This window comes from Jiella mangrovi (assembly GCF_017815135.1).
GTDB classification, from domain to species: Bacteria; Pseudomonadota; Alphaproteobacteria; order Rhizobiales; family Rhizobiaceae; genus Jiella; species Jiella mangrovi.
This window is the reverse complement of record NZ_JAGJCF010000001.1, coordinates 343,884-365,027: the sequence shown is the minus strand read 5'-3', so window position 1 is coordinate 365,027 and position 21,144 is coordinate 343,884. Positions and strand designations below refer to the sequence as shown.

The window sequence follows — 21,144 nt, the reverse complement described above, 5'->3', positions numbered from 1 at the left end:
GCGCCTCGGAGGGACCGATCGTTCGAGGCTGCATTCGACAGGTTTCCGCCATTTTGCGCAGAGAGAGAAATGAGATCTGCCATGGTGCAGATTTTCGGGTAGCCCGTTTTGTAACCTGATTTGTAACCCAAATTGACCGGGTCGAGCGAAGGCCGGAAACGAAAAAACCCCAGAAACCGTGGGGTTTCTAGGGATGAACGGGTTATCGATGCAACCGAATTGGCTCCCCGGGCCTTATCCAAGCCGCTGAAACTAATGACTTTATTGCACTCATCATATTGATTTTCATAACCGCCATGGCAAAGTGGTCGCACAGGTTATCCCGAGTGACAGCCAAGCCGGTTATGAAAGGCGTTATGGATGCCACGTCACAAGCTGACGGACAGCAAAATCAGGAGTCTAACCACGCCGGGCATCTACGGCGACGGTGATGGGCTTTACCTGCGTGTCCAGGCGACAGGCCGGCGATCATGGGTTTTCATCTGGAGGCGCTTCGGCACTCGGCGAGAGATCGGCCTTGGACCCTACGGCTCTGGAACGGCTCACGTCTCACTCGCTACGGCTCGATCGAAGGCAGATGAAGCCCGAGAGATCGTCGGCTCCGGCGGTGATCCGAAAACCGACATGGCAGAGCGCAAGGCCGCGGCTCGCGTGATCACATTCGGCCAAGTCGCAGACGAGTACATCACGACGATGCGGCCGAAGTGGCGTGGTGCCAAGACAGTTGCCGCGTGGGAGCGGTTCGCAGGAAGCTACGTCACCTCCATTCGCAAAGTGCCGATCGATAAGCTGACGACGGAAGACGTTCTCCGTGTCCTTCGCCCGCTTTGGCATGACAAGCCGGAGACGGCGACGAAGGTCCGGGAGCGGACCAAACTTGTGCTCGATCACGCCAAGGCGCGAGGGCTGCGCTCTGGCGAGAATCCTGCGCAATGGAAGGGCCATCTTGATCAGATCCTTCCGGCGCCCGCAAAGCTATCGCGAGGGCATCACGCCGCCATGCCCTTCGCCGAAGTCGCTGCATTCCTCCAGCGACTCCATGAAGTGCAGGGCGTCGGAGCAAGGGCATTGGAGTTCACGGTTTTGACTGCCGTTCGCAGCGGCGAGGCGCGGGGCGCGACATGGCAAGAGATCGATCTAGAGGCTGCGCTCTGGACCATCCCCGCCGAGCGAATGAAGACCGGCAAGGCGCACCGCGTTCCGCTTTCTGCGCGCGCCGTCGAAATCCTTCGGACGATGAAGGCTACCGCCGTCAATGATCTGGTTTTCCCGGGGCAGCGCACAGGCCGTCCACTTTCCGATATGTCGCTTGCCAAGGCGCTCAAGTCGGCCGGCTCTGGCGAGTTCACCGTTCACGGCTTCCGCTCCAGCTTCCGCGATTGGGTCGCCGAGGAAACCAATTTCCAGCGCGAGGTCGCCGAGGCCGCGCTCGCGCATTCGGTCGGCGATGCAGTGGAGCGCGCCTATCGACGCGGCGATGCATTGGAGAAGCGGCGGAAGCTGATGGATGCATGGGCGGGCTATTGCATGGCCAGATTTGCTGACAACATTGTTCTCATGGCGGCAGGCTCATGAAGTACATTGGATGGATATTTGAGCAAGTTAACGAAAAGCTTCGGGCGAAAAACATTCCGAAGTGGGACAAGATGGATCTTTATTCATCCGGTCGCCTCTACTGGATTTTTCATATCGAGAACACGATCAAAGGCGTTTGTTGCGATGTGCTCCGCGAGCATGGAGACGGGGCGATCTTACAGCATCCTGACCGGCGAGAAGCGCGACTGTCTCCTGACGAGCTTCATTATGTTCCTGCATCGCGACTGCAGTGCAGCGTTTTTGACCCTATGGACCACCACATCGCCCATCTTTCCGAATGGCATGGTGCGCGAGTTCTGATTGATGACAGGCATGCCGAGGAAGTGATCCGCAAGGCGTTGGACGAACTCTTGCCGCCAAATGACAAGGGCGGGCGTCCGCAGCATCCCGCCAAGCATTGGTACTTCCAACAGGGCTGCGATCGAAAGGGACGTAGCATCAAGGAACTCCAAAGGGAGATGGAAGCAGCGGTAGGAGGGAAACCCCCTTCGCCAAAATCCATCTACGCTTGGGAAGAAGAATTTCGGCAGAAACCATCTGCATAAACTGAGAGTGGGGTTTCTGGAGATTTCACAGGCGTGACCGGCTGATAGATCTGGTTACTAGAGGGGCCGTTCAACCCGAGCGGCATAGTCAAACCCGCCGCTCATTTGATGGAGCGGCAGATGCCCGACACCCCAAATCTGATCAGTCTCAATGATGCCTGCCGGCTGACTTCGCTCAGCCGCACCGCCATCAATCGCTGGCGTGGCGTAGGCAAGTTTCCCAAAGCCGTCCCCCTCGGCGACAAGCGCGTGGCGTTCGTCCGTGCCGAGGTCGAGGACTGGATTCGTGACCGCATCGCCGACCGCAATCGCGAGGTGGCGTGATGGGGGCGGTTATCGAGACTGAGCAGCGCCGAAAGACTGAGGCCAAGATAGAAGCCCTGATCAACGTTCTCGACGAGATGGACGGCGATCCCGACCTCGAATTTGAGCCCGATGCCGAGGACGGCGGCGACAACGAGCCGGACCTCGGCGGTAGCGGCTATTGGACCGAGGCTGGCTTCCAACACGATTTGGAAGAAGACCCGTCCGACAAGGAACCATCGCTCGGCAGGCTGGAAACGATCCACCAGGGCGCGGCAAGCTATGCCTCCTGTTGGATCGTCGATGGCGAGCTGAACGTCGAGGACGAAGGCGAGCCGGAGGACGGCGAATGAGCGGCCCTCGCGACCTGTCCCAAGGCAGGAAGCCTTTCGAGCGCGCCAACCCGACAGAAGCCATCGGCGCAAAGTCTCACTTCACGTTCGAGCCATCAGGCCGCGGCTACGTCCTCATAATCCATCGGCGTGGCCAGCCTGTTGAAACGATCCGCGTCGAAACCGAGGGGGCGCTGAACCGCGAACGGCGCCGGCTCTCCGATGAAGGCTTGATCGGCCTCAATGCGGGGGCGCTATGACGGACCTCGCTTGGATGAAAACATATATCGGTGACGAGGCGGCCTTAACGGGCCACCTCACTGCCGAGGAGTTCGGCGCTTACGAGCGCCTTCGCCGACATTACTGGCAGCATGGCGGTCTGCCGAACGACGACGCTCGACTGATGCGAGTGACTGGCGTTGCTCCCGATCGATGGACGGAAGTCCGCTCCGGGATCTGCGATCTGTTCGATGACGGCTGGCATCTCCCCAAGCTGGACGAGATGAGGGCCGATGCCGCCGAGAAGCGCGAACGCAAAGTCGCGGCGGGACGAAAGGGCGCTGACAAGCGATGGTCGAAGGATAGCAGGACCATTGGCAGAACCAATGCGAATGCCATTGGCAAACGCATGGCAGGCTCAATGACAGAACCAATGGATAACCAATGGCCACCAGCACCAGCGCCAGATGAAGTACGCTACGAAGAAAGGTTAGCACCTACACGCACGTACGCGCGCACGCGAGAGAGCCGGCCCGGATGCTTCTCGATCCCTGAGACTGACAGTGAGGGGCGGGCCTTCCTTCGTCGCCATGATCTTCAGCCGCGTCAGGTCGAGAGAGCATTGCCGATGCTGATGGAAGGTCGGCTCGATCAATCCATCCTCGATCAGATCATGATGCAGTGAGGGCGCGATGACGACACCCTTGCCGATCATCTGGACAGCGGGCGCGATCGGGCGTTTCCTGCGCATGGGAGCCGATGGCGTCTATGCGCTGGCACGCGACAGCGATGCGCCGATCTACAAAGCCGGCGGCCGGCTCTATGCCTTCGAAGACGAGCTTTCGGACTGGATGCGCAGGGCCGAAAACCGGGCAACCCCAAAGAACCCCAAAGCAGCCTAAAGCGCCCGATGGCATGGGCCATGCCGGTTCCCGCATACACTCGGCATGGTCTCGATCCTTGAAAGCGAACTCGCCGCGGAAGTCACACAGGCGCTCACGGATGCCAACGTCCCGCGCGACGTGACGGTAACGCGCACTGTGCCAGGCGATCCGTATGATCCTGACGACGTGGGCGGCTCGGTCGAGTATCAGGGGCGCGGATGGATCGAACTCTATGAGGACCGCGACCGCGATGGGCAGGTGATCGGCGATACCGACATCAAGATCGTCATCCTCGTTACCACCATTGCCATCATCCCATCGCAGCAAGACACCATCACGGTCGGCGGAGAGACCTACGAAGTCATCACCGCAGGGCGTGACGCATCCGGTGCGCTGTTCATCGTGCAGGCGCGGCAATGAGTGCCGAAGTGGTGCCAATGCCGGGCCGTCTGGGTGGGGGAGGCTTCGAGGGGGCGGGCTGTTCTTCTCTCTCTCCCAAGATTGCCCGGGGAAAATCGACCGCCGAAAAGGCGATCCGGTTCCTTGAGGCTCTGAAAATCCCGGAAGGACCGAAGGCGGGTAAGCGGCTGAAGCTCGCCGGCTTCCAACGAAAGTTCGTTGAAGGCGCTCTCGATCCCGCGAACATGGTGGCCGTGCTCTCGATCGGTCGCGGCAATGCCAAAACGGCGCTTTCGGCCGGCCTCGCGCTCGGCTCGATCATGGGCGAATGGGATGCGCAGCCAAAGCGCGACGTTCTCTTGGCGGCTCGAAATCGCGATCAAGCAAAGACCGCCTTCAACTTCATTGTGGGCTTCGTCGAAAGCCTGCCGAAAGCCAAGCGCGAGCGGTTCATCATTCGGCGTGGCTCCCGGCTTGAGGTCGAATATCTCGACAAGGGCGGCGGGCTCGCTCGCAGTATTGCGGCCGATGGCCGATCGATCCTCGGCGGCGCGCCGACCCTCGCCATTCTCGACGAACGGGCTGCCTGGGAACGCGACAAGGGCGACACGCTGGAGAATGCAATCCTCTCTGGCCTGGGCAAGCGCAACGGCAAGGCTCTGATCATCTCGACGAGCGCGCCCGATGACGCCAACACCTTCAGCCGATGGCTCGACGAGCCTCCGGCCGGAACATACGTCCAGGAGCATCGCCCGGCCTTCGGCCTTCCGGCCGATGACGCCGATTCGCTCTTGATCGCGAACCCCGGTGCAACCGAAGGCATCGGCGCCTCGCTCGAATGGCTCCAGACTCAAGCTCGGCGCGCCATCGCCCGCGGCGGCTCAGCGCTCTCTTCCTTCCGCAATCTCAATCGCAACGAACGAGTATCGACGGAAGATCGGTCGGTTCTGATCACCGTTGACGAGTGGCTGACTGCCGAGGTGGCGCCCGACGATCTCCCGGACCGGGACGGGCCGTGCATTCTCGGCGTCGATCTCGGCGGCTCTCGCTCCATGTCGGCGGCGGCGTTCTACTGGCCGCAGACGGGCCGTCTGGAGGCGGTCGGCACGTTCCCCGCGGTCCCGTCCCTCGCCGATCGTGGCGCGGCTGATGGCGTCGGGCGGCGTTATTCCGAGATGAACGATCGCGGCGAATTGACGGTGATGGGATCGAATACGGTCCCGCCCGGTCCATGGCTTGCCGAAGTCGTCAAGCTCGCTGGCGGCTCGGCAATCACCTGCATTGTCGGCGACCGCTTCCGCTACGCCGAGTTCTCCGAAGCCATGGCGAAAGCCAATCTTCGCGTGCCGTTCATCTGGCGAGGCTTCGGCTGGAAAGACGGCAGCGAGGATATCGAGCGCTTCCGCCGTGCGCTGTTTGATGGATGCGTGAAAACCCGTCCCTCGCTGCTTCTCCGGTCTGCCTTCTCCGATGCGATCACACTGATTGACCCCGCTGGCAATCACAAGCTCGCCAAGGCCCGCTCGCTCGGCAGGATCGACGCTGCGGCGGCCTCTGTCCTCGCTGTTGCTGAGGGGGCGCGACAGGTCGCAAGGCCGGCGCGACAATCGAGGGGCGCGGTATGGGCGTGAAGACATACAAGCGCGCCGGGGCGGACATTTACCGCACGCCCCGTTGGAAGGCTCTCCGAGCGCTGGCGAAGCGTCGGGACGGCTATCGCTGCGTCCAATGCGGCGCGGCCGGCGATCTCGAAGTCGATCACATCAAGCCGGTGCGGACGCACCGCGAACTCGCCTTCGATCTCTCCAATCTCCAGACGCTCTGCGTCCCCTGCCATTCGCGGAAAACCCGCGTTGAAATCGGTCTCGCCGAGATCGACCCACGGCGCCAGGCATGGCGCGACCTTGTGAACGAGCTGACCCCCAAAGGAGGCACCCAATGCTCGACAGTGTGAAAATCTCTCGGCGTCAGTCCGAGATCCGCCAGGCCCTCGCCGGGCTCGTCGGAAAGGAATCCCCATCCGAGGACGAAACCCGCTCGATGGAAACCCTCGATGCGGAATATCGGACCAACGAGACCCGCTATCGCGCGGCGCTGATCACCGAGGACGCCGAACGCCGGGAGGCGAAAGACGATCTGGAGACCCGCTCCGAACGCGAGTTTTCGGAGATGGTCGGCAAGTTCGAACTTCGTCAGGTCGCGCTTGCTCTCGACGAAGGCCGGCAACTTAGCGGCGTCACTGCCGAGATCGTCCAGGAGCTTCGTTCGCAGGGCGGCTATCGTGGCGTTCCCGTGCCTTGGGCGGCGCTCGAAAAGCGCGCTGGCGAGACTGTTTCCAGCGGCACGCCCGACCCGATCCAGACGCGACCGATCATCGACCGACTGTTTCCGGCTAGTGTCGCGGCGCGCATGGGCGGATCGATGATCAACATCGGTTCCGGCGAGATCGAATATCCGGTCACGACCTCGCAGGTGACGGCCGGATGGCAGTCCTCGGAAACCGGCTCCGTTGGTGCGCCGCAAGCTTACACTACGACCGACAAGCCGCTCGCCCCGGATCACACCCTGGGCATTCAGATGAAGATCACCCGCAAGACGCTCAAGCAGTCGGGGGATGCGCTGGAACAGGCCGTGCGCCGCGACATGAACGGCGCGATCGAACAGGAGATGGATCGGGCAATCTTCCTCGGCTCCGGCGCTTCGGGGCAGCCGGACGGCATCATTGCCGATGCGGCGGGCTACGGCATCACGGTGACGGCAGTCAACGCGGCCGCGTCGTGGTCGGCGTTCCGGGCCGCGGTGACGCGGTTCATGCTGGCGAACGCGGCGGCTTCGCCCTCGGCTGTGCGGCTCCTGCTGCGGCCGGAAGTCTGGGACGCGATGGACGGAACCTATGTCGATGCCGGCTCGGCAGTCACCGAATGGGACCGCCTGACGAAGAACATTCCGAACGTCACTATGGCGACGAACGCGCTCGCCGCTCCTACCGGCACTCCGGCCGCGAGCAAGGCGCTCCTGACTGTCACCGCGGGCGGCGTTCCGCCGTTTTTCGTCGCGACGTGGGGCGCCGTCGATCTGATCCGCGACCCTTACAGCGATGCTGCCTCCGGCGGGCTTCGGATCACCGCGCTCGCGACCATGGATGTCACGGTCGCGCGTCCGGTCCAGGCCGAAGTTCTGACGGGCATTCAGTGATGCTGTTCGGCGGCTTCGATAACTCGACGCTCGAGGTGCGCGCGTCCTCTCGAAAGGGAGGGCGCCGCATTCGCGGGCGGTTTCCCTACAATCGGAAGGCCGTGCTCTCGGATGGCGGGAAGACGGGCCGTCCGAAGAAAGAGCAATTCGCGCCCGGCGCCTTCACCTACTCGCTGGAGTCGCCGGCCGATATTCACCTGCTTGTCGGGCATTCCTTCGACAAGCCGCTCGCATCGAAGAACAACGGCACCCTGACGTTTACCGACACCCCCGAGGCCCTGACGCTGGACGCGGAGATCGTCCCCGAGGTGGCCGATACGTCCTATGCGCGGGACGCCTTCGCGCTCATCGGCTCCGGTCTCGCGATCGGTCTCTCGCCGGGCTTCCGCATTCCGCCTCCGGCTGCCGTGCCGCCTGACCATGCCGAGATCGTCGAGGAGGAGAATCCGCGCCTCGGCCGCGCGCTGATCAGGACCATCCTTCAGGCGATCCTCTTCGAACTCTCGATCGTCACCCGCCCCGCCTACGACGAGGCGAACGTCGAGGAACAGCGGAGCTGGAACGTGTCCCCGATTTTGGGGACGCGGCGCATCGTCCCCCTCAATCGCTGGAGGCTCTGATGGCAGTCACCGTCCGCAGGTCGGAAGGCACACCCGACAGCTATCCCGACGCTCCCGCTGGCCTCTCGGCAGCCGCTGCGGCGCTCGACGCAACGATGATCTGGCAACGGATGGAAGCCTACGTCGCCCATCGCTTCGGCGTTCGCGACATTGAATGGATCGTCGAGGGCTCCGGCGAATGGTCCCCGCCGCTCACCCCGGCGACCATCTCGACAATCGAGGTGTGGGACGATGGCGAGTGGATTGACGCCTTAGTAAGCCCTTCCCCCTTCGGCGGCTACGTCCTTCCCGGCTGCGGTCCCTACCGCTTCACCGGCACCGTCGGAACCGACGCCGTTCCGGCCGTCGTATCCGAAGCCTTCCGCCGGCTCGCCGAATACATGGCCGCGAAGCCCGGCAAGGCTGGCGCTGCAAGCGAGAGCGTCACCGCCGGCTCGATTACCCTCACACACCGCCGCTCGCCGTCGTGGCTGGCGAGTGCAGTCCAGAACAGCGGCGCCGGTGATTTGCTCCGGCCATATCGGAGGGCGTGATGCTCGGATGGCTGAAAACCGTTTTCGGCGGGAACGGTATCGAGAAGCGGTCGGCGGCCTCTGGGTTCACCGCTGAGATCATGGCGGCGCGCGAGGCGTATATCTCCGGTCGGAGCGGGATCGCCGAACTGACTGCCACCGCGCAGGGCTGTATAAGCCTCTGGGAAGGCGCTTTCGCGCTCGCTGATGTCTCCGGCACCGATTTGCTTGATCGCGCGTCCTTGGCGCTCATTGGCCGCTCTGTCGCACTTCGCGGCGAGGCCGTCTTCCTGATCGACGACGCCGGCCTTGTTCCCTGCGCCGATTGGGATCTGCGAACTCGCAATGGCAAGCCGACCGCCTATCGCGTCAGTGTCTCCGAAGCCGGGGGCGGGCAATCGATGACGGCCCTTGCCGGCGAGGTGCTTCACCTCCGCATCGGCTGTGATCCGGTCGCGCCCTACTATGGCACCGCCCCGCTCAAACGAGCATCAATCACCGCCGGCACGCTCCAGGCCATCGAGACCGCGCTTGCCGAGGTCTATGAAAATGCCCCGCTGGGCTCTCAGATCGTCCCGTTCCCGGAAAGCACCGACACCGATCTTGAAACGCTCGGCAGGGGCTTCCGCGGGCGCCGTGGCCGCGTCCTGTTGCGCGAGAGCGTCAACGTCACCGCAGCCGGCGGCCCGGCTCCTGTGCAGGACTGGAGGCCGCAGGACGTATCTCCCGATCTCTCGCGCTCTCAGATCGCGGAAAGCCTCTCAGCGGCCCGCAATTCGATCTGTGGTGCCTTCGGCGTGCTTCCGGCTCTCTTTGCCAGCAATGCGCAAGGACCGCTCGTCAGGGAAGCGCAGCGGCATCTTGCGAGTTGGACCCTCCAGCCGATCGCCATGCTTCTCGCCGAGGAAGCGACGAAAAAGCTCGGCAGTGAGGTGATGATCGACCTGTTGCGGCCGGTCCAGGCGTTCGATGTCGGGGGCAGGGCTCGCGCGCTCGCGACGATCGTCCAGGCGCTCGCTCAAGCGAAGGAGGCTGGCCTTGCGCCCGGCGATCTCAACGCGGCGCTGACGATGGTGAATTGGGGCGAAAACGACAAGGCGGCCTGATCATGCTTGCTCGCGTCCCATGGGTCGCGCCGCTCCGCGTGACGAAGCCGCGTCGTCTCAATCGCGATCGACAGCGCGTTCTAATGGAGCGGATTGCCGATCTGATGCGTGAAGCCGAACCAACGGCGTTCTCATTCGAGGGTCCATGCCGCGCCGGCATTCGAGCATCCCTATGCCTGCAGGGCTGGTCTTGGCGAGCTGCCGATGCGGTCGCCTTAGAAGTCACGCTCGGCGCTCTGAACATCGTTCGGGCCAAACGTCCGAACTGGTACGAAGGGCAGCCGGAGTGGACCCAGCCCGGCGCCCTGCCGGTTCCTCGCGAGCGGTGCGCCCGGTGCAACAAGCCGCTCCCTGATGGTCATCGCCTGTGGTGTGGCGACGTATGCGCCCATGCCGCCAAGATGGATCGCCAGCGGCAACGATGGGACGAAGAATCCTATGCCGCTTGGAAGGCCGGAAAAGCCGCTTGGAAGGCGCGGCAACCGGAGCAGCGATGCCCGACCTGCAACGATCCGTTTAAGCCAAACCGGAAGGGGCAGACTTTCTGTAGCTATCACTGCTCGCAAGTGGATCGGAGACAGGCGGGATGAACCTTGACGATCTCGAAGACGAGCGGTGCGCTTGGTGCGAGCAACCCTTCGATCCGAAATCGATCGCGCAAAAGTACTGCTCGACGGAGTGCCGCCATGCCTCGGCAGCGGCCTTTGACAAGCAGATTCGAGGGGCAAAGCGGGCTGCGCTCATCTGCCGTCACTGCCAGAAGCCAATTCGGAACGCGAAGAAGTCGGACGCCAAATATTGCTGCATCCCATGCCGGACGGCGGCGCGCACTCTGCGGACGAAAGGCCCAATCAGCGCGATTCGCTGCATCGACTGCGGCGGCCCCATATTGGGCGTCAGGCGTCGGGACTCGCTCCGGTGCGCCGAGTGCGTTCGGGCTGAGCATCGTAGGGCATCGAGGGAATGGGCAAAGAAAAGACGTCAAAAAATGTATGTATCATCGTATTTCGACCTTCAGTGCGGAAAGTAAAGCCTTATTAAGGCGCTGCAATTCATCTTCTTTGATGTCAGAAAATGCAACAGCCTCAACGGTATCGCGATCGATAATCTCAAGGGATTCCTTAAACGTGGCCGGGTCTAACTTCTCAGCCAATTCCAACATAGTGGCAAGCGAGATTGAAATCTGGCCTAAGGTTTTCACAAGAGCCGTGTACCGGACTTCATCGAGAAACCGACCCGGGAAAGAAGGCACTTCAACAAGGTTGTCGTTTGTCATCGTTCACCTCTTGGATGTCGAGAGACGACCATTGCGGGGAAGAGGCTCTAGCGCAAGGCTTGAGAACACCGGCGGGATGCCTCATCCTACCGGTCGTCTCCGTTATGAACAAAAGTGTGTTCGGAGAAAAGAAAAGGCCTGAAACCGCAGCGATTTCAGGCCTTTATCTCTAAAAACTGGCTCCCCGGGCCGGATTCGAACCAGCGACCGATCGATTAACAGTCGAGTGCTCTACCACTGAGCTACCGGGGAATACGCTTGAGCGCGTTGGCGAGGCCTATAGCAAAGCCCTTCCCCTTTTGCCAAGCGCTTGCGTGGAAAAAACCGCTCTGGCCTTCGAAAGGACCCGAAGCGGACGCAATATGGGTGGCTCGAAGGCGGAGATTGCAGGTCGCGGGCCGCCGGCCCATCTTCTGTTCCGTGGGGCCCCAGCCAGATGGAGACGATGCATGGCTCTCAAGACCGGTCGCGACGATCGCCCGGCAGGGCCGGGTTCCGTGGACGACAGGGCCGCCCCCATGCGTCGCCCGGCGAATTCACCGGGAGGCGACCTGCGGTTTTCAGGCGCAGGTCGCGGCGAGGCAGAGATGCGCATCGACGATCCGGCGGAGCGGCGCGAAGCGGCGGGCGCGGTCTTTGCGGCGGAAGAGGGGGCAGCGCCGACGCAGCGCCGGACCTTGAAACTTTTCGGGCGGGAGTTCCCGTTGCCGGGATCGCGGCGCGGGCGCATCGTCCTCGGTGTCGCACTCCTCGCCGGCGGTATTCTCGGCTTCCTTCCGATCCTCGGCTTCTGGATGGTTCCTTTGGGACTCCTCGTTTTGTCCGTCGATTCGCCGCTCGTGCGTCGTTGGCGGCGCCGTGTCGAGACGCGCTTTGCTCGCTGGCGCCGTTCGCGACGATCGGGAGCAAAGTGACAGGCTGACGATCGAAGGAAAGGGACCGGCGCGGTGAAGGCCCCGGGCGCCCGGAAATCAAGACAACTGCTTAATCGCATGCCATGTTGGTGGCATTCTTCATCCTTCGTTTGCCACGCGCGATAATATGGCAGCATGAACTACCGCAAGGGAGAGGGCTTCAACTCCCTCGAAACCGTAAGCGTCCAGAATGGCGTGAGCGAGGAAATGGGGCCGGTTCTTCGGTTCCGAACGGGAGACGGATCCTTGGACGCCAGAATTGGCCAGAAAGATCGGCCGATCTTCGTCGATCTCGACGGGACGCTGATCAAGAGTGACCTGTTGTGGGAAACGCTCTTTCTGACGGCACGCCAGGCGCCGGTCCGTTTGTTGCGACTTCCCGGTTGGCTTTCCTCCGGCAAGGCGCGGTTGAAGGCGGAGCTGGCGCGCGACGTCGATTTCGATCCGGCGCTCTTGCCCTATCGCGAGGAGGTTTTGCAGGCGCTGCGCGAGGCGAAGGCCGACGGCCGGCGGATCGTGCTTGCAACCGGCTCCAACGAGCGCCTCGCCCACGCCGTCGCCGATCATCTCGGCCTGTTCGACGCGGTGATGGCCTCCTGCGACGACGTCAACCTCACCTCGAGCCGCAAGCTGGAGCGGATCACCGCCGACTGCGGCGAGGACGGTTTCGATTATTTCGGCAATTCCCACGAGGATATCTGTCTGCTCGACGCGGCCGCGGACGCGACCGTCGTCGCCCCCGACCGCGCCGCGCGACGATGGCAGCGGCGCACCGGGGCCGAGTTGATCGAGGCCGGCGGAAACCCCGCCCGGGCCGCGCTGAAGGCGATGCGGCCGCACCAATGGGCCAAGAACGTCCTCGTCTTCGTGCCGGTCGTCCTGACCCATGAATTCTTCAACGTCTCCATGCTGCTGAGTGCGCTGGTTGCGTTCTTCGCCTTTTCCTTCGCGGCCTCCGCCGTCTACATCCTCAACGACCTCGTCGATCTGACCGCCGACCGCAAGCACAAGACCAAGCGCAACCGGCCTTTCGCCAGCGGCTCGCTGCAGATCCCGCACGGGCTGAAGCTTGCTACGGGGCTGTTCGCGGGCTCGCTTGTGCTCAGCCTTCTTCTACCCTGGACGTTCCTCGGCGTGCTGGTCGCCTATCTCTGCGCGACGACGGCCTATTCGATGTTCATCAAGCGGATGCTGCTCATCGATGTCCTGACGCTTGCGGGGCTCTACACGACACGGATCATGGCGGGCGTCGCCGCGACCGACGTCTCGGTCTCGTTCTGGCTTCTCGCCTTCTCGCTGTTCTTCTTCCTGTCGCTGGCGCTGGTGAAGCGCTACACCGAGCTGATGGACTTCGGCAGCGGCGCCGAACGGTCGAAGACCGGTCGCGGCTATGTCGACGCCGACCTCGAGACCCTCGCCCAGGCGGGCATGGCGTCGGGCTTTGCCTCGGTCATGGTGCTCGCGCTCTACATCAACAGCCCGGAGGTGCTCGTCCATTACAACATGCCCGCGATGGTCTGGCCGCTCTGTCCGATCCTGCTCTACATCATCGTGCGCATCTGGGTGCTCGCCCGCCGCGGCCAGATGCATGACGACCCCGTCGTGTTCATCCTGCAGGATTGGCGCAGCCAGATGATGATCGCCATCGGCGCCATCATGTTCCTGCTTGCCGCCTATGCGTGACGTCGCCGGCCACGGGCATGACAGCTGGGGCCGGCTGAAGCGCGGCGAGCGCTCGGCCGTGCCGGCAGATGCCGGGCCGTGGCGCAAGGCGCCTGCGCAGGCAGCCCCTGACGGGCACGAGCGCGCCAGGGGCGGCTTTCTGCCCTTCGGCAACGGCCGGTCATACGGTGACAGCTGCCACAACGACGAAGGCGTGCTTCTCGACGCGCGCCAGGGCATGAAGCCGCAGATCGTCGACTTCGATCCCGTGACCGGTCTTTTGACGGCCGACGCCGGCGTGCTCTTCAGTGAGATCACCCGCCATGTCGCAAGACACGGCTGGTTCCTGCCGGTCACGCCCGGCACGCAGTTCGTCACCCTTGGCGGAGCGATCGCCAACGACATCCACGGCAAGAACCATCATCGCAGGGGGACGTTCGGGCGCTGGGTCGAGGCCATCGAACTCCAGCGCTCCGACCGGGGCCTTTTGACCCTGACATCCGATCAGAACGCCGACCTCTTCGCCGCCACCATTTCCGGCATGGGGCTGACCGGGCTCATCCGCCGCGCGACGATCCGGCTGATGAAGGTGCCGTCGCTGTCGATCGTCCAGACGACGACGCGGTTCGACACCCTGTCGGACTATTTCGACGTCGCCGAAGCGGCGGACGAACGCCACGAATACGCCGTCGCCTGGATCGATTCGCTGGCCAGCGGCAAGAATCTCGGGCGGGGCCATCTCATCTGCGGCGATCACGCCGAGACGGGCGACATGTCCGGCGAAGCATCCGGGCAGCTTGCGGGCATACCCTTCACCCCGCCGATCAGCCCGCTCGCAGGGCCTTTCCTCAAGGCCTTCAACGAGGCCTATTACCGAAAGGCCCGCGCGGGCACTCACGTCGAGACCGTACCCTTTGCCGGCTTCTTCTACCCCCTCGACCGGATCGGAGCTTGGAACCGACTCTACGGGCCGAGAGGGCTCTTCCAGCATCAGAGTGTCGTCCCCTATGCCGACGCCGAGGCGGTCGTTCGCGCCCTGTTCGAATGCGCACGGAGCCATGGCCATGGCTCGTTCCTGACCGTCTTGAAGCGCTTCGGGGCGTTGCAAAGCCCCGGGCTGACCAGCTTCCCGAGGCCAGGCTACACCCTGACGCTCGACTTTCCGCACAAGGGTCCGAGGACGCTCGCACTCTTGGCCGAGCTCGACCGAATCACCGTCGAAGCCGGCGGTGCGGTCAATCCCTACAAGGATGCGCGCATGTCCGCGCAGACCTTCGCGGCCTCCTTTGCGGACTGGCACCGGCTCGAAGCCTTGCGGGACCCGGCGATGATGTCGAATTTCTGGCGTCGCACGGCGATGCGCCTGACAGCCGTCGCCGGGGCCGGTGAGGGCGATGCCGACAAATTGAATGGTCAAAGCGTCGATCCCTTTACCATGGCGGATGGAATCGTTGCGGCAGGCACCTGATCGGGTGTCGTCTTAACTCAACACTGAACTTCAGGCGCTATGACCTTCCGTCAATTACGACGCCTCGACTGAAAGATCAGGCCGATGACGAAATATATCCCGTTCATTCTCTTCACCGTGCTGACCAATGCGGCGGCGCAGGTGATGCTGAAATACGGCATGATGCAGCTCGGCGCGCTCAGTTTTGCCGGCGTCAACCCGATCCTGAAGATCCTGCAGATCGTGTTCAGCCCGTGGGTCTTCCTGGGGCTTTGCACCTTCGTGATCTCGATGGCCTCGCATCTCTTCGTGCTTTCGAAGGTGGATCTGTCCTTCGCCTATCCCTTCCTGTCGCTGGCCTATGTCGTCGTGGCGATCTTCGCTTATTTCCTCTTCAAGGAGGAAGTGAACGCCATGCGCATCATCGGCATCGCGCTCATCTGCGGCGGCACGATCTTCATCGCTCAGAGCGGCGGCAGCGCCCATGCCGACCCGGCCATCGACGCGGTCAAGGCCGTTGCGCCGGACACGGCACCCGAAAATTCCTGAATACCAAAGGTCTCAAGAGGCTCTCGCAATGAAACATGTGATTTTCGGCGGTGACGGCTTCGTCGGTCGCCATCTCGCCAAGACCCTCGTCGCAGACGGCGAAGAGGTCGTCGTCGCCGACATCGTCAAGAGCGATCTGCCACATTACGCGACCGCCCGTTTCATCGACTGCGACGTCACCGATCTGGGGGCTGTCGAGGCTGTCGCGATCGCGCCGGACGACATGGTCTACAACCTGTCGGCCAAGATGCTCTCGCCGATCCAGGTGCGGGCCAAGCGCCACGACTTCTTCTATCCGGTGAACTATTTCGGCACCGAGAACATCATCCATGCCATGGACAAGGCGGGCGCCCGAAAGCTCGTCCACTTCACCACGGACATGATCTACGGCCACACGGTCACCTATCCGATGACCGAGGAGCATCCGGTCTCGCCGCTCGGCGAATACGGCCAGTCGAAGCTCGACACCGAGATCCTCGCCGAGAAATGGCGCGAGAAGGGGATGAACATCTCCTTGTTCCGCCCGCGTCTGATCATCGGCCCCGGCCGTCTCGGCATTCTGGAAAAGCTGTTCAAGCTGATCGACCACAACTTGCCGGTTCCGATGATCGGCTCGGGCAAGAACCCCTATCAGTTCATCTCGGTCTTCGACTGCGCCGAGGCGGCGCGTCTCGCCTGGAAGGCCGGCGTTCCGAACGAGGCCTACAATCTCGGCTCGATCAACCCGCCGCCGGTGAAGAAGCTGCTTGGCGACCTGATCAAGCATGCCGGCTCCAAATCGATCCTCATCCCGACGCCCGGCTGGGCGGTGAAAAAGACGCTCGACCTTCTCGACGCCGTCAACATGCCGCTGATGGACCCGGAGCAGTATCTGATCGCCGACGAGGAATGCGTCCTCGACGTCACCAAGGGCGAGCGCCAGCTCGGCTGGGTGCCGCAATATCGCGACGAGGACATGCTGATCGCCGCCTATAGCGAATATCGCGCCAAGCTCGCGGGCAAGACCGGCAAGGTCGCCAGCCACGCGCAGCCGGCAGAGTGAGAGGAAGAACGATCATGCTCGACCGTCCCGTGGATGCCGTCACCTCCGATCCTTCGCTTCGCCGCGGCCCGAGAAAGCCGAAGCTCCTCTCCGTCGAGGATGCCAAGGCGATGTCGGTCGAGACGATGGCCGATCTCTTCAAGGATCACATCAATCCAGGCCAGTTCCACTTCATGAAGCTGCTCGGCTTCCACAAGGTGAAGATCGAGCGCGCCGAAGGCATGTATATGACCGACCAGAACGGTCGGAAAATCCTCGATTTCTTCGGTGGCTTCGGCTCGCTGGCGCATGGTCACAACCATCCGCGCGTTCTTGCCGCACGCGAGCGCTTCCAGGAGGAGAAGCGCCACGAGATCGCCATCGCCTTCCTGTCGCAATACGCCTCGGCGCTGGCCAAGAACCTCGCCGCCTGTTCGCCCGGCGAGCTCGACATGGTGTTCCTCGGCTCGACAGGGTCGGAAGCGATGGAAGCGGCGATCAAGGTCGCCGAGCGCGCTTCGGGCCGCAGGAACTGCAAGATTGTCCACGCAGAGAACTCCTTCCACGGCAAGTCGAAGGGCGTTCTCTCGGTAACGGACTCGCCGCTCTATCAGGGCGATTTCAAGCTGGTCGACAACCGGGTCAAGGTGCCATTCGGCGATCTCGACGCCCTCAAACGCGCGATCGAGAACGACTCGGACATCGGTGTCGTGGTGCTGGAGACTGTGCAAGGCGGCGGCGGCATCATCAGCGCGCCGACCGAATACTGGCAGGGCGTTCGCGCGCTCTGTGACCGGCACAATGTCATCTGGGTCGCCGACGAGGTGCAGTGCGGCTACGGCCGGACCGGCAAGTTCTACGCCTTCGAACATCACGGCGTCGTTCCCGACGTGACGGCGCTGGCAAAATCGCTGGGCGCCGGCAAGGCAGCCGTCGGCGCGATGATCGCCAGGCGCGACGTCTATATGAAGGCCTATGGCACGCCGAAGACGGCGATGATCCATGCCCAGGCGACCTTCGGCGGCATCGGCGAAGCCTCGATCACCGCCATTGAGGGCCTCAACGTCCTTTATGACGAAGACCTGATGGGCAACGCCACAGAGACCGGCGCCTATCTCCTCTCGCGCCTCAAGGCGATCCAGGCGAAATATCCCAAGATCGTCAAGGATGTGCGTGGCCAGGGCCTGATGATCGGGCTGGAGTTCCACGACTTCTCGCAGACCCTGCCGCTGGCGCTTCGGCCGATGGTGGCGATCCTCGACGACAAGCTGAAGGGCTCGCTCTCGGGCTTCGTCGGCGCGCTGCTTTTGCGGGATTACGACGTCCTCGTCGCCTTCACCGAGTACAATCGCAACGTCATCCGCATCCAGCCGCCGCTGATCTGCGGCGAGGAGCATGTCGACCAGTTCTGCGATGCGCTCGATGCCCTGCTCGGACGAGGGATCGTCTCGATCGTCAAGGATTTCGTCAAGACGCAGCTCGGCTGAACCCGGCGTCGGCGAGGCGGGGCTCGGTTCCGCCTCGCCCGGGCTCTTTGCCCTGCGATCCGGCCGGGGCGCCGCTGCGGCCGGTCACATCTTGCTTGCGCCCTCGTTGCCACCGTCCGCATCGGCGAGATTTTCCTGAACACGCATCAGATAGCGGCGGAAGACCTTTCGTTCGCGGTCGGTGAAATTTGCCAGCGCGCGGCGCTCCAGCGCCTTTTGCGCCGACCGCACCTTTTCAACGAGAGCTGCGCCTTCCGGCGTCAGATACGCCATGCTCTGGCGAAGGTCGGTCTTGGAGAGGCGCTTTTCGACGAGCCCCTGTGCCACGAGCCGCGTGATGGTTTTCGTAACGGTTGGAGGACGAACGGAAAGCTTTTCCGCGAGATCCCGCAGGGAAATTCCGTCGCTGGTGCCAATGGCCAAGAGAACAGCGTCCTGCCCAGGATAAAGTTCGACCGTGTCGAGGTTATGCAAAAGTGCAGTTCGTGCAATTCTGGCCGCCAGGACGAGCTGACCCGTGACATATCCCTTCTTTTTCTTGCGGGCCATTGCGACTCTCGGTTGACGGAATTGCCGGGAGCATGATCGAGCCGCTGGCTTGTGTAAAGTTGCAAACGTCTTTTCAAAGGATTCGTGGTAAAATACGGCGGGTTCGGCTATCCACATCCCGTGAAGACCGACTGCGGGGCAACCTGCGGATCCTGGTGGGATTGGGCGGAATCGGACTGACATGGCAATTTGCCGGCGCTTTGAGGAACTGACGTCCGAGGACCTTGGCGGCGTCCGGAAAGATCTGCAGGATGCGGTCGCCGTTTTGCCCATCGCGGCGATCGAGCAGCACGGCCCGCATCTGCCGCTCGGCACCGACGCCATTCTCGCCGATGCCATGGTGGAACGCGTGATCGCGCGACTGCCGGCGGAGGTCGGGGCGACCTTCCTGCCGGTCTTCCGGCTCGGCAAATCGACCGAGCACACCGACTTTCCCGGCACGCTCAGCCTCGACTGGCGAACAGTCACCTCGGCGCTGATCGAGATCGGCGAGGGTCTGGCCGATGCCGGGTTCCGGCGGCTCGTCATCGTCAATGCCCATGGCGGCAATACGCCCGTGATGGACACGGCCGCGCTGGAGCTGCGCAAGACGCACAAGCTTCTCGTCGGGACATGCTCCTGGCTGCGCTTCGGCTATCCGCAGGGCCTCTTGCCGGGCGAGGAGATCGATCTCGGCATTCACGGCGGTGCCGTCGAGACGGCCTTGATGCTGCATTTTCGGCCCGAACTCGTGCGAAAGGGCGAGATTGCGCGCTTTGCGAGCCTCCAGTCGAGGCTCGCCGAGAGCCACACCCATCTGCGCGCCCATGGCCGGCTCGGCTTTGGCTGGATGGCTGGCGATCTCAACGTAAGGGGCGTCGTCGGCGACGCGACGCTGGCCACCGCCGAGATCGGCCGGGCGATCGCCGACCATCAGGCCGGCGGCTTCGTTGCATTCCTGCGCGATATTCTCGGATTTGACCTTGGGGATCTCGCCTGAGCGGAGAGGGCTGATGACGGACGGCGTCGAAACAGATGGCGATGCCGGGGCGCAGCCTCGCCGGCTCTGGCTGAAGAACCCGCTTGCGATCCTTGCGGAAGGTGCCGGCGGCGGCATCGTCGTTGCGGGCCAGCGCATCGTGGAGATCGTGCCGGCGGGCGCCGCACCGAGCGAGCCGGTCGACGAGGTGATGGATGCCGGCCGCCACGTCGTGCTGCCGGGTCTCATCAACACCCATCATCACTTCTACCAGACGCTGACAAGAGCCCATCCGGCGGCGATCGACAAGGAACTCTTTCCCTGGCTCCAGAGTCTTTATCCGCTGTGGGGCAGGCTCGATCCCGACAGCATGCGCCTTGCCGCGCGCCTGGCGCTGACCGAGCTGTTGATGTCGGGCTGCACGACCGCCGTCGATCATCACTATCTCTTTCCTGATGGTCTCGACGAGGCCATCGACATCGAGGTCGAGGAGGCCGAAGCGCTCGGCATAAGGGTGACGCTGACGCGCGGCTCGATGGACCTGTCGCAGAAGGACGGCGGCCTGCCGCCCGATCACGTCGTTCAGGATGCCGATACGATCCTTGCCGATTCCGAGCGCCTGATCGGCCGCTATCACGACCGCTCCGAGGGAGCGATGGTACAGATCGCCCTGGCGCCCTGTTCGCCCTTCTCCGTCACCAAGGCGCTGATGCGCGAGACGGCGGCGCTTGCGGAAACGCACGACTGCCGGCTGCACACCCATCTCGGCGAGACCGAAGACGAGAACCGTTTCTGCGAGGAGACATTCGGCTGCCGGCCGCTCGACTATCTCGAGGAAGCGGGCTGGCTCGGGCCGCGGACCTGGCTCGCCCATGGCATCCATTTCACCACGGAGGAATGTCGCAAGCTCGGTCGGCACAAGGTCGGCATCTGCCATTGTCCATCCTCCAACGCCGTTCTCGCCTCGGGCTTTTGCGCCGTCGGCGAGTTGCAGGATGCCGGGTCCCCGGTCGGGCTGGGGGTCGATGGATCCGCGTCCAATGACGGCTCGAACATGATCGCGGAGCTTCGCAGCGCCTTGATGGTGCAGAGGCTGAAGCTGCGTTCCGCCGCGGCGTTTTCCGCCCGCGATGCGATTTCGCTGGCGACGACCGGGTCGGCCGCCTGCCTCGGCCGGCCGGAGCTTGGCCGCATCGCGGTCGGCGCGCAGGCCGATCTGGCGCTGTTCACCCTCGACGATCTGCGGTTTTCCGGCGCCCATGATCCGATCGCGGCGCTCGTCCTGTGCGGCGCGCAAGGCGCCGATCGCGTCATGGTCGGTGGGCGCTGGCGGGTTGTCGACGGCTATCCGATCGGTATCGACCTACACGCATTGCGCGAGGCGCACGGCAGGGCGGCGGTCCGTTTTCGCTGAAACTGCAATGGCTTGTGGTTGGTCTCGGCGAGATGCGCCGGTTTGGTTCCCTTGGGTCATCAAGGATTGCAACACAGGGCCGAAAGATAAGGTTTGTATATTATGCATTGATTCCTCAGGGTAGAGTGCGGTTGTCGTTGAAGATGTTGTGATGAA

24 protein-coding genes and 1 tRNA gene are annotated in these 21,144 nt (G+C 63.0%); 22 read left to right on the top strand and 3 right to left on the bottom strand.

The window, feature by feature from the left end:
* Positions 1-360: 360 nt before the first annotated feature.
* The 14 genes from J6595_RS01680 to J6595_RS01615 all read left to right on the top strand — a co-directional run bounded on the left by J6595_RS01680 (position 361) and on the right by J6595_RS01615 (position 9,711).
* Positions 361-1,575 (top strand): tyrosine-type recombinase/integrase, encoded by a 1,215-nt coding sequence (locus tag J6595_RS01680; protein WP_209592710.1) that lies wholly within the window; start codon positions 361-363, stop codon positions 1,573-1,575.
* A complete protein-coding gene (locus J6595_RS01675) occupies positions 1,572-2,141 on the top strand; it encodes a hypothetical protein (RefSeq protein ID WP_209592709.1) in 570 nt (189 codons plus the stop codon). The genes J6595_RS01680 and J6595_RS01675 overlap by 4 nt, the downstream gene beginning before the upstream one ends.
* 120 nt (positions 2,142-2,261) lie before the next feature.
* Positions 2,262-2,465, top strand: a complete 204-nt coding sequence (locus tag J6595_RS01670) for a helix-turn-helix transcriptional regulator (protein ID WP_209592708.1) — start codon at positions 2,262-2,264, stop codon at positions 2,463-2,465.
* Positions 2,466-2,542: 77 nt separating this feature from the next.
* The gene (locus J6595_RS01665) at positions 2,543-2,797 is read left to right on the top strand and encodes a hypothetical protein (RefSeq protein WP_209592972.1); all 255 of its coding nucleotides are present in this window, start codon (positions 2,543-2,545) and stop codon (positions 2,795-2,797) included.
* Positions 2,794-3,036: a hypothetical protein gene (locus tag J6595_RS01660; RefSeq protein ID WP_209592707.1), complete on the top strand. Its 243-nt coding sequence runs from the start codon at positions 2,794-2,796 to the stop codon at positions 3,034-3,036. The genes J6595_RS01665 and J6595_RS01660 overlap by 4 nt, the downstream gene beginning before the upstream one ends.
* 14 nt (positions 3,037-3,050) lie before the next feature.
* On the top strand, positions 3,051-3,680 hold the full coding sequence (locus J6595_RS01655) for a DUF1376 domain-containing protein (protein WP_209592706.1): 630 nt from the start codon (positions 3,051-3,053) through the stop codon (positions 3,678-3,680).
* 7 nt (positions 3,681-3,687) lie between these two features.
* Positions 3,688-3,897: a hypothetical protein gene (locus J6595_RS01650; RefSeq protein ID WP_209592705.1), complete on the top strand. Its 210-nt coding sequence runs from the start codon at positions 3,688-3,690 to the stop codon at positions 3,895-3,897.
* 45 nt (positions 3,898-3,942) lie between these two features.
* Positions 3,943-4,299: a hypothetical protein gene (locus tag J6595_RS01645; RefSeq protein ID WP_209592704.1), complete on the top strand. Its 357-nt coding sequence runs from the start codon at positions 3,943-3,945 to the stop codon at positions 4,297-4,299.
* Positions 4,296-5,909 carry a terminase large subunit domain-containing protein gene (locus J6595_RS01640; RefSeq protein ID WP_245197527.1) on the top strand — a complete coding sequence of 538 codons (1,614 nt, stop codon included), beginning with the start codon at positions 4,296-4,298 and terminating at the stop codon, positions 5,907-5,909. The genes J6595_RS01645 and J6595_RS01640 overlap by 4 nt, the downstream gene beginning before the upstream one ends.
* On the top strand, positions 5,900-6,232 hold the full coding sequence (locus J6595_RS01635; protein WP_209592703.1) for an HNH endonuclease: 333 nt from the start codon (positions 5,900-5,902) through the stop codon (positions 6,230-6,232). Before J6595_RS01640 ends, J6595_RS01635 begins: the two co-directional genes overlap by 10 nt.
* Positions 6,217-7,473, top strand: a complete 1,257-nt coding sequence (locus J6595_RS01630) for a phage major capsid protein (RefSeq protein WP_209592702.1) — start codon at positions 6,217-6,219, stop codon at positions 7,471-7,473. The genes J6595_RS01635 and J6595_RS01630 overlap by 16 nt, the downstream gene beginning before the upstream one ends.
* Complete coding sequence (locus tag J6595_RS01625; RefSeq protein ID WP_209592701.1) at positions 7,473-8,093, top strand: HK97 family phage prohead protease; 621 nt, start codon at positions 7,473-7,475, stop codon at positions 8,091-8,093. The genes J6595_RS01630 and J6595_RS01625 overlap by 1 nt, the downstream gene beginning before the upstream one ends.
* Positions 8,093-8,626: a hypothetical protein gene (locus J6595_RS01620; RefSeq protein WP_209592700.1), complete on the top strand. Its 534-nt coding sequence runs from the start codon at positions 8,093-8,095 to the stop codon at positions 8,624-8,626. Before J6595_RS01625 ends, J6595_RS01620 begins: the two co-directional genes overlap by 1 nt.
* Complete coding sequence (locus J6595_RS01615) at positions 8,626-9,711, top strand: phage portal protein (RefSeq protein ID WP_209592699.1); 1,086 nt, start codon at positions 8,626-8,628, stop codon at positions 9,709-9,711. Before J6595_RS01620 ends, J6595_RS01615 begins: the two co-directional genes overlap by 1 nt.
* Positions 9,712-10,708: 997 nt before the next feature.
* On the opposite strand, the gene J6595_RS01610 is transcribed toward J6595_RS01615, so the two are convergent.
* Positions 10,709-10,987 carry a hypothetical protein gene (locus tag J6595_RS01610; protein WP_209592698.1) on the bottom strand — a complete coding sequence of 93 codons (279 nt, stop codon included), beginning with the start codon at positions 10,985-10,987 and terminating at the stop codon, positions 10,709-10,711.
* Between the two features lie 177 nt (positions 10,988-11,164).
* Positions 11,165-11,239, bottom strand: a tRNA-Asn gene (locus J6595_RS01605).
* 197 nt (positions 11,240-11,436) lie between these two features.
* On the opposite strand from J6595_RS01605, the gene J6595_RS22915 reads away from it, so the two are divergent.
* The 6 genes from J6595_RS22915 to J6595_RS01575 all read left to right on the top strand — a co-directional run bounded on the left by J6595_RS22915 (position 11,437) and on the right by J6595_RS01575 (position 18,067).
* Positions 11,437-11,901: a hypothetical protein gene (locus J6595_RS22915; protein WP_425342114.1), complete on the top strand. Its 465-nt coding sequence runs from the start codon at positions 11,437-11,439 to the stop codon at positions 11,899-11,901.
* A gap of 246 nt (positions 11,902-12,147) precedes the next feature.
* Positions 12,148-13,584 (top strand): UbiA family prenyltransferase, encoded by a 1,437-nt coding sequence (locus tag J6595_RS01595; RefSeq protein WP_245197526.1) that lies wholly within the window; start codon positions 12,148-12,150, stop codon positions 13,582-13,584.
* On the top strand, positions 13,577-15,031 hold the full coding sequence (locus J6595_RS01590; protein WP_209592697.1) for an FAD-binding oxidoreductase: 1,455 nt from the start codon (positions 13,577-13,579) through the stop codon (positions 15,029-15,031). Before J6595_RS01595 ends, J6595_RS01590 begins: the two co-directional genes overlap by 8 nt.
* Before the next feature lie 84 nt (positions 15,032-15,115).
* The gene (locus J6595_RS01585) at positions 15,116-15,559 is read left to right on the top strand and encodes an EamA family transporter (protein WP_209592696.1); all 444 of its coding nucleotides are present in this window, start codon (positions 15,116-15,118) and stop codon (positions 15,557-15,559) included.
* Between the two features lie 28 nt (positions 15,560-15,587).
* Positions 15,588-16,601, top strand: coding sequence for an NAD-dependent epimerase/dehydratase family protein (locus J6595_RS01580; protein WP_209592695.1), 1,014 nt, complete (start codon positions 15,588-15,590; stop codon positions 16,599-16,601).
* A gap of 14 nt (positions 16,602-16,615) precedes the next feature.
* On the top strand, positions 16,616-18,067 hold the full coding sequence (locus J6595_RS01575; RefSeq protein ID WP_209592694.1) for an aspartate aminotransferase family protein: 1,452 nt from the start codon (positions 16,616-16,618) through the stop codon (positions 18,065-18,067).
* 84 nt (positions 18,068-18,151) lie between these two features.
* Here J6595_RS01575 and J6595_RS01570 read toward each other — a convergent pair whose 3' ends face one another.
* Positions 18,152-18,616, bottom strand: coding sequence for a MarR family winged helix-turn-helix transcriptional regulator (locus J6595_RS01570; RefSeq protein ID WP_245197525.1), 465 nt, complete (start codon positions 18,614-18,616; stop codon positions 18,152-18,154).
* A 181-nt stretch (positions 18,617-18,797) separates the two neighbouring features.
* Between J6595_RS01570 and J6595_RS01565 the strand changes: the two genes are divergently transcribed.
* Entirely contained in the window at positions 18,798-19,595 is a 798-nt protein-coding gene (locus tag J6595_RS01565) for a creatininase family protein (RefSeq protein ID WP_209592692.1), read from the top strand.
* A 13-nt stretch (positions 19,596-19,608) separates the two neighbouring features.
* Positions 19,609-20,988 carry an 8-oxoguanine deaminase gene (locus tag J6595_RS01560; RefSeq protein WP_209592691.1) on the top strand — a complete coding sequence of 460 codons (1,380 nt, stop codon included), beginning with the start codon at positions 19,609-19,611 and terminating at the stop codon, positions 20,986-20,988.
* Positions 20,989-21,144 lie beyond the last annotated feature (156 nt).

Coding starts and splice junctions, on each gene's coding strand:
- J6595_RS01680 (WP_209592710.1), top strand. CDS start 361: ATGCCACGTCACAAGCTGACGGACAGCAAAATCAGGAGTCTAACCACG.
- J6595_RS01675 (WP_209592709.1), top strand. CDS start 1,572: ATGAAGTACATTGGATGGATATTTGAGCAAGTTAACGAAAAGCTTCGG.
- J6595_RS01670 (WP_209592708.1), top strand. CDS start 2,262: ATGCCCGACACCCCAAATCTGATCAGTCTCAATGATGCCTGCCGGCTG.
- J6595_RS01665 (WP_209592972.1), top strand. CDS start 2,543: ATGGACGGCGATCCCGACCTCGAATTTGAGCCCGATGCCGAGGACGGC.
- J6595_RS01660 (WP_209592707.1), top strand. CDS start 2,794: ATGAGCGGCCCTCGCGACCTGTCCCAAGGCAGGAAGCCTTTCGAGCGC.
- J6595_RS01655 (WP_209592706.1), top strand. CDS start 3,051: ATGAAAACATATATCGGTGACGAGGCGGCCTTAACGGGCCACCTCACT.
- J6595_RS01650 (WP_209592705.1), top strand. CDS start 3,688: ATGACGACACCCTTGCCGATCATCTGGACAGCGGGCGCGATCGGGCGT.
- J6595_RS01645 (WP_209592704.1), top strand. CDS start 3,943: ATGGTCTCGATCCTTGAAAGCGAACTCGCCGCGGAAGTCACACAGGCG.
- J6595_RS01640 (WP_245197527.1), top strand. CDS start 4,296: ATGAGTGCCGAAGTGGTGCCAATGCCGGGCCGTCTGGGTGGGGGAGGC.
- J6595_RS01635 (WP_209592703.1), top strand. CDS start 5,900: ATGGGCGTGAAGACATACAAGCGCGCCGGGGCGGACATTTACCGCACG.
- J6595_RS01630 (WP_209592702.1), top strand. CDS start 6,217: ATGCTCGACAGTGTGAAAATCTCTCGGCGTCAGTCCGAGATCCGCCAG.
- J6595_RS01625 (WP_209592701.1), top strand. CDS start 7,473: ATGCTGTTCGGCGGCTTCGATAACTCGACGCTCGAGGTGCGCGCGTCC.
- J6595_RS01620 (WP_209592700.1), top strand. CDS start 8,093: ATGGCAGTCACCGTCCGCAGGTCGGAAGGCACACCCGACAGCTATCCC.
- J6595_RS01615 (WP_209592699.1), top strand. CDS start 8,626: ATGCTCGGATGGCTGAAAACCGTTTTCGGCGGGAACGGTATCGAGAAG.
- J6595_RS01610 (WP_209592698.1), bottom strand. CDS start 10,987: ATGACAAACGACAACCTTGTTGAAGTGCCTTCTTTCCCGGGTCGGTTT.
- J6595_RS22915 (WP_425342114.1), top strand. CDS start 11,437: ATGGCTCTCAAGACCGGTCGCGACGATCGCCCGGCAGGGCCGGGTTCC.
- J6595_RS01590 (WP_209592697.1), top strand. CDS start 13,577: ATGCGTGACGTCGCCGGCCACGGGCATGACAGCTGGGGCCGGCTGAAG.
- J6595_RS01585 (WP_209592696.1), top strand. CDS start 15,116: ATGACGAAATATATCCCGTTCATTCTCTTCACCGTGCTGACCAATGCG.
- J6595_RS01580 (WP_209592695.1), top strand. CDS start 15,588: ATGAAACATGTGATTTTCGGCGGTGACGGCTTCGTCGGTCGCCATCTC.
- J6595_RS01575 (WP_209592694.1), top strand. CDS start 16,616: ATGCTCGACCGTCCCGTGGATGCCGTCACCTCCGATCCTTCGCTTCGC.
- J6595_RS01570 (WP_245197525.1), bottom strand. CDS start 18,616: ATGGCCCGCAAGAAAAAGAAGGGATATGTCACGGGTCAGCTCGTCCTG.
- J6595_RS01565 (WP_209592692.1), top strand. CDS start 18,798: ATGGCAATTTGCCGGCGCTTTGAGGAACTGACGTCCGAGGACCTTGGC.
- J6595_RS01560 (WP_209592691.1), top strand. CDS start 19,609: ATGACGGACGGCGTCGAAACAGATGGCGATGCCGGGGCGCAGCCTCGC.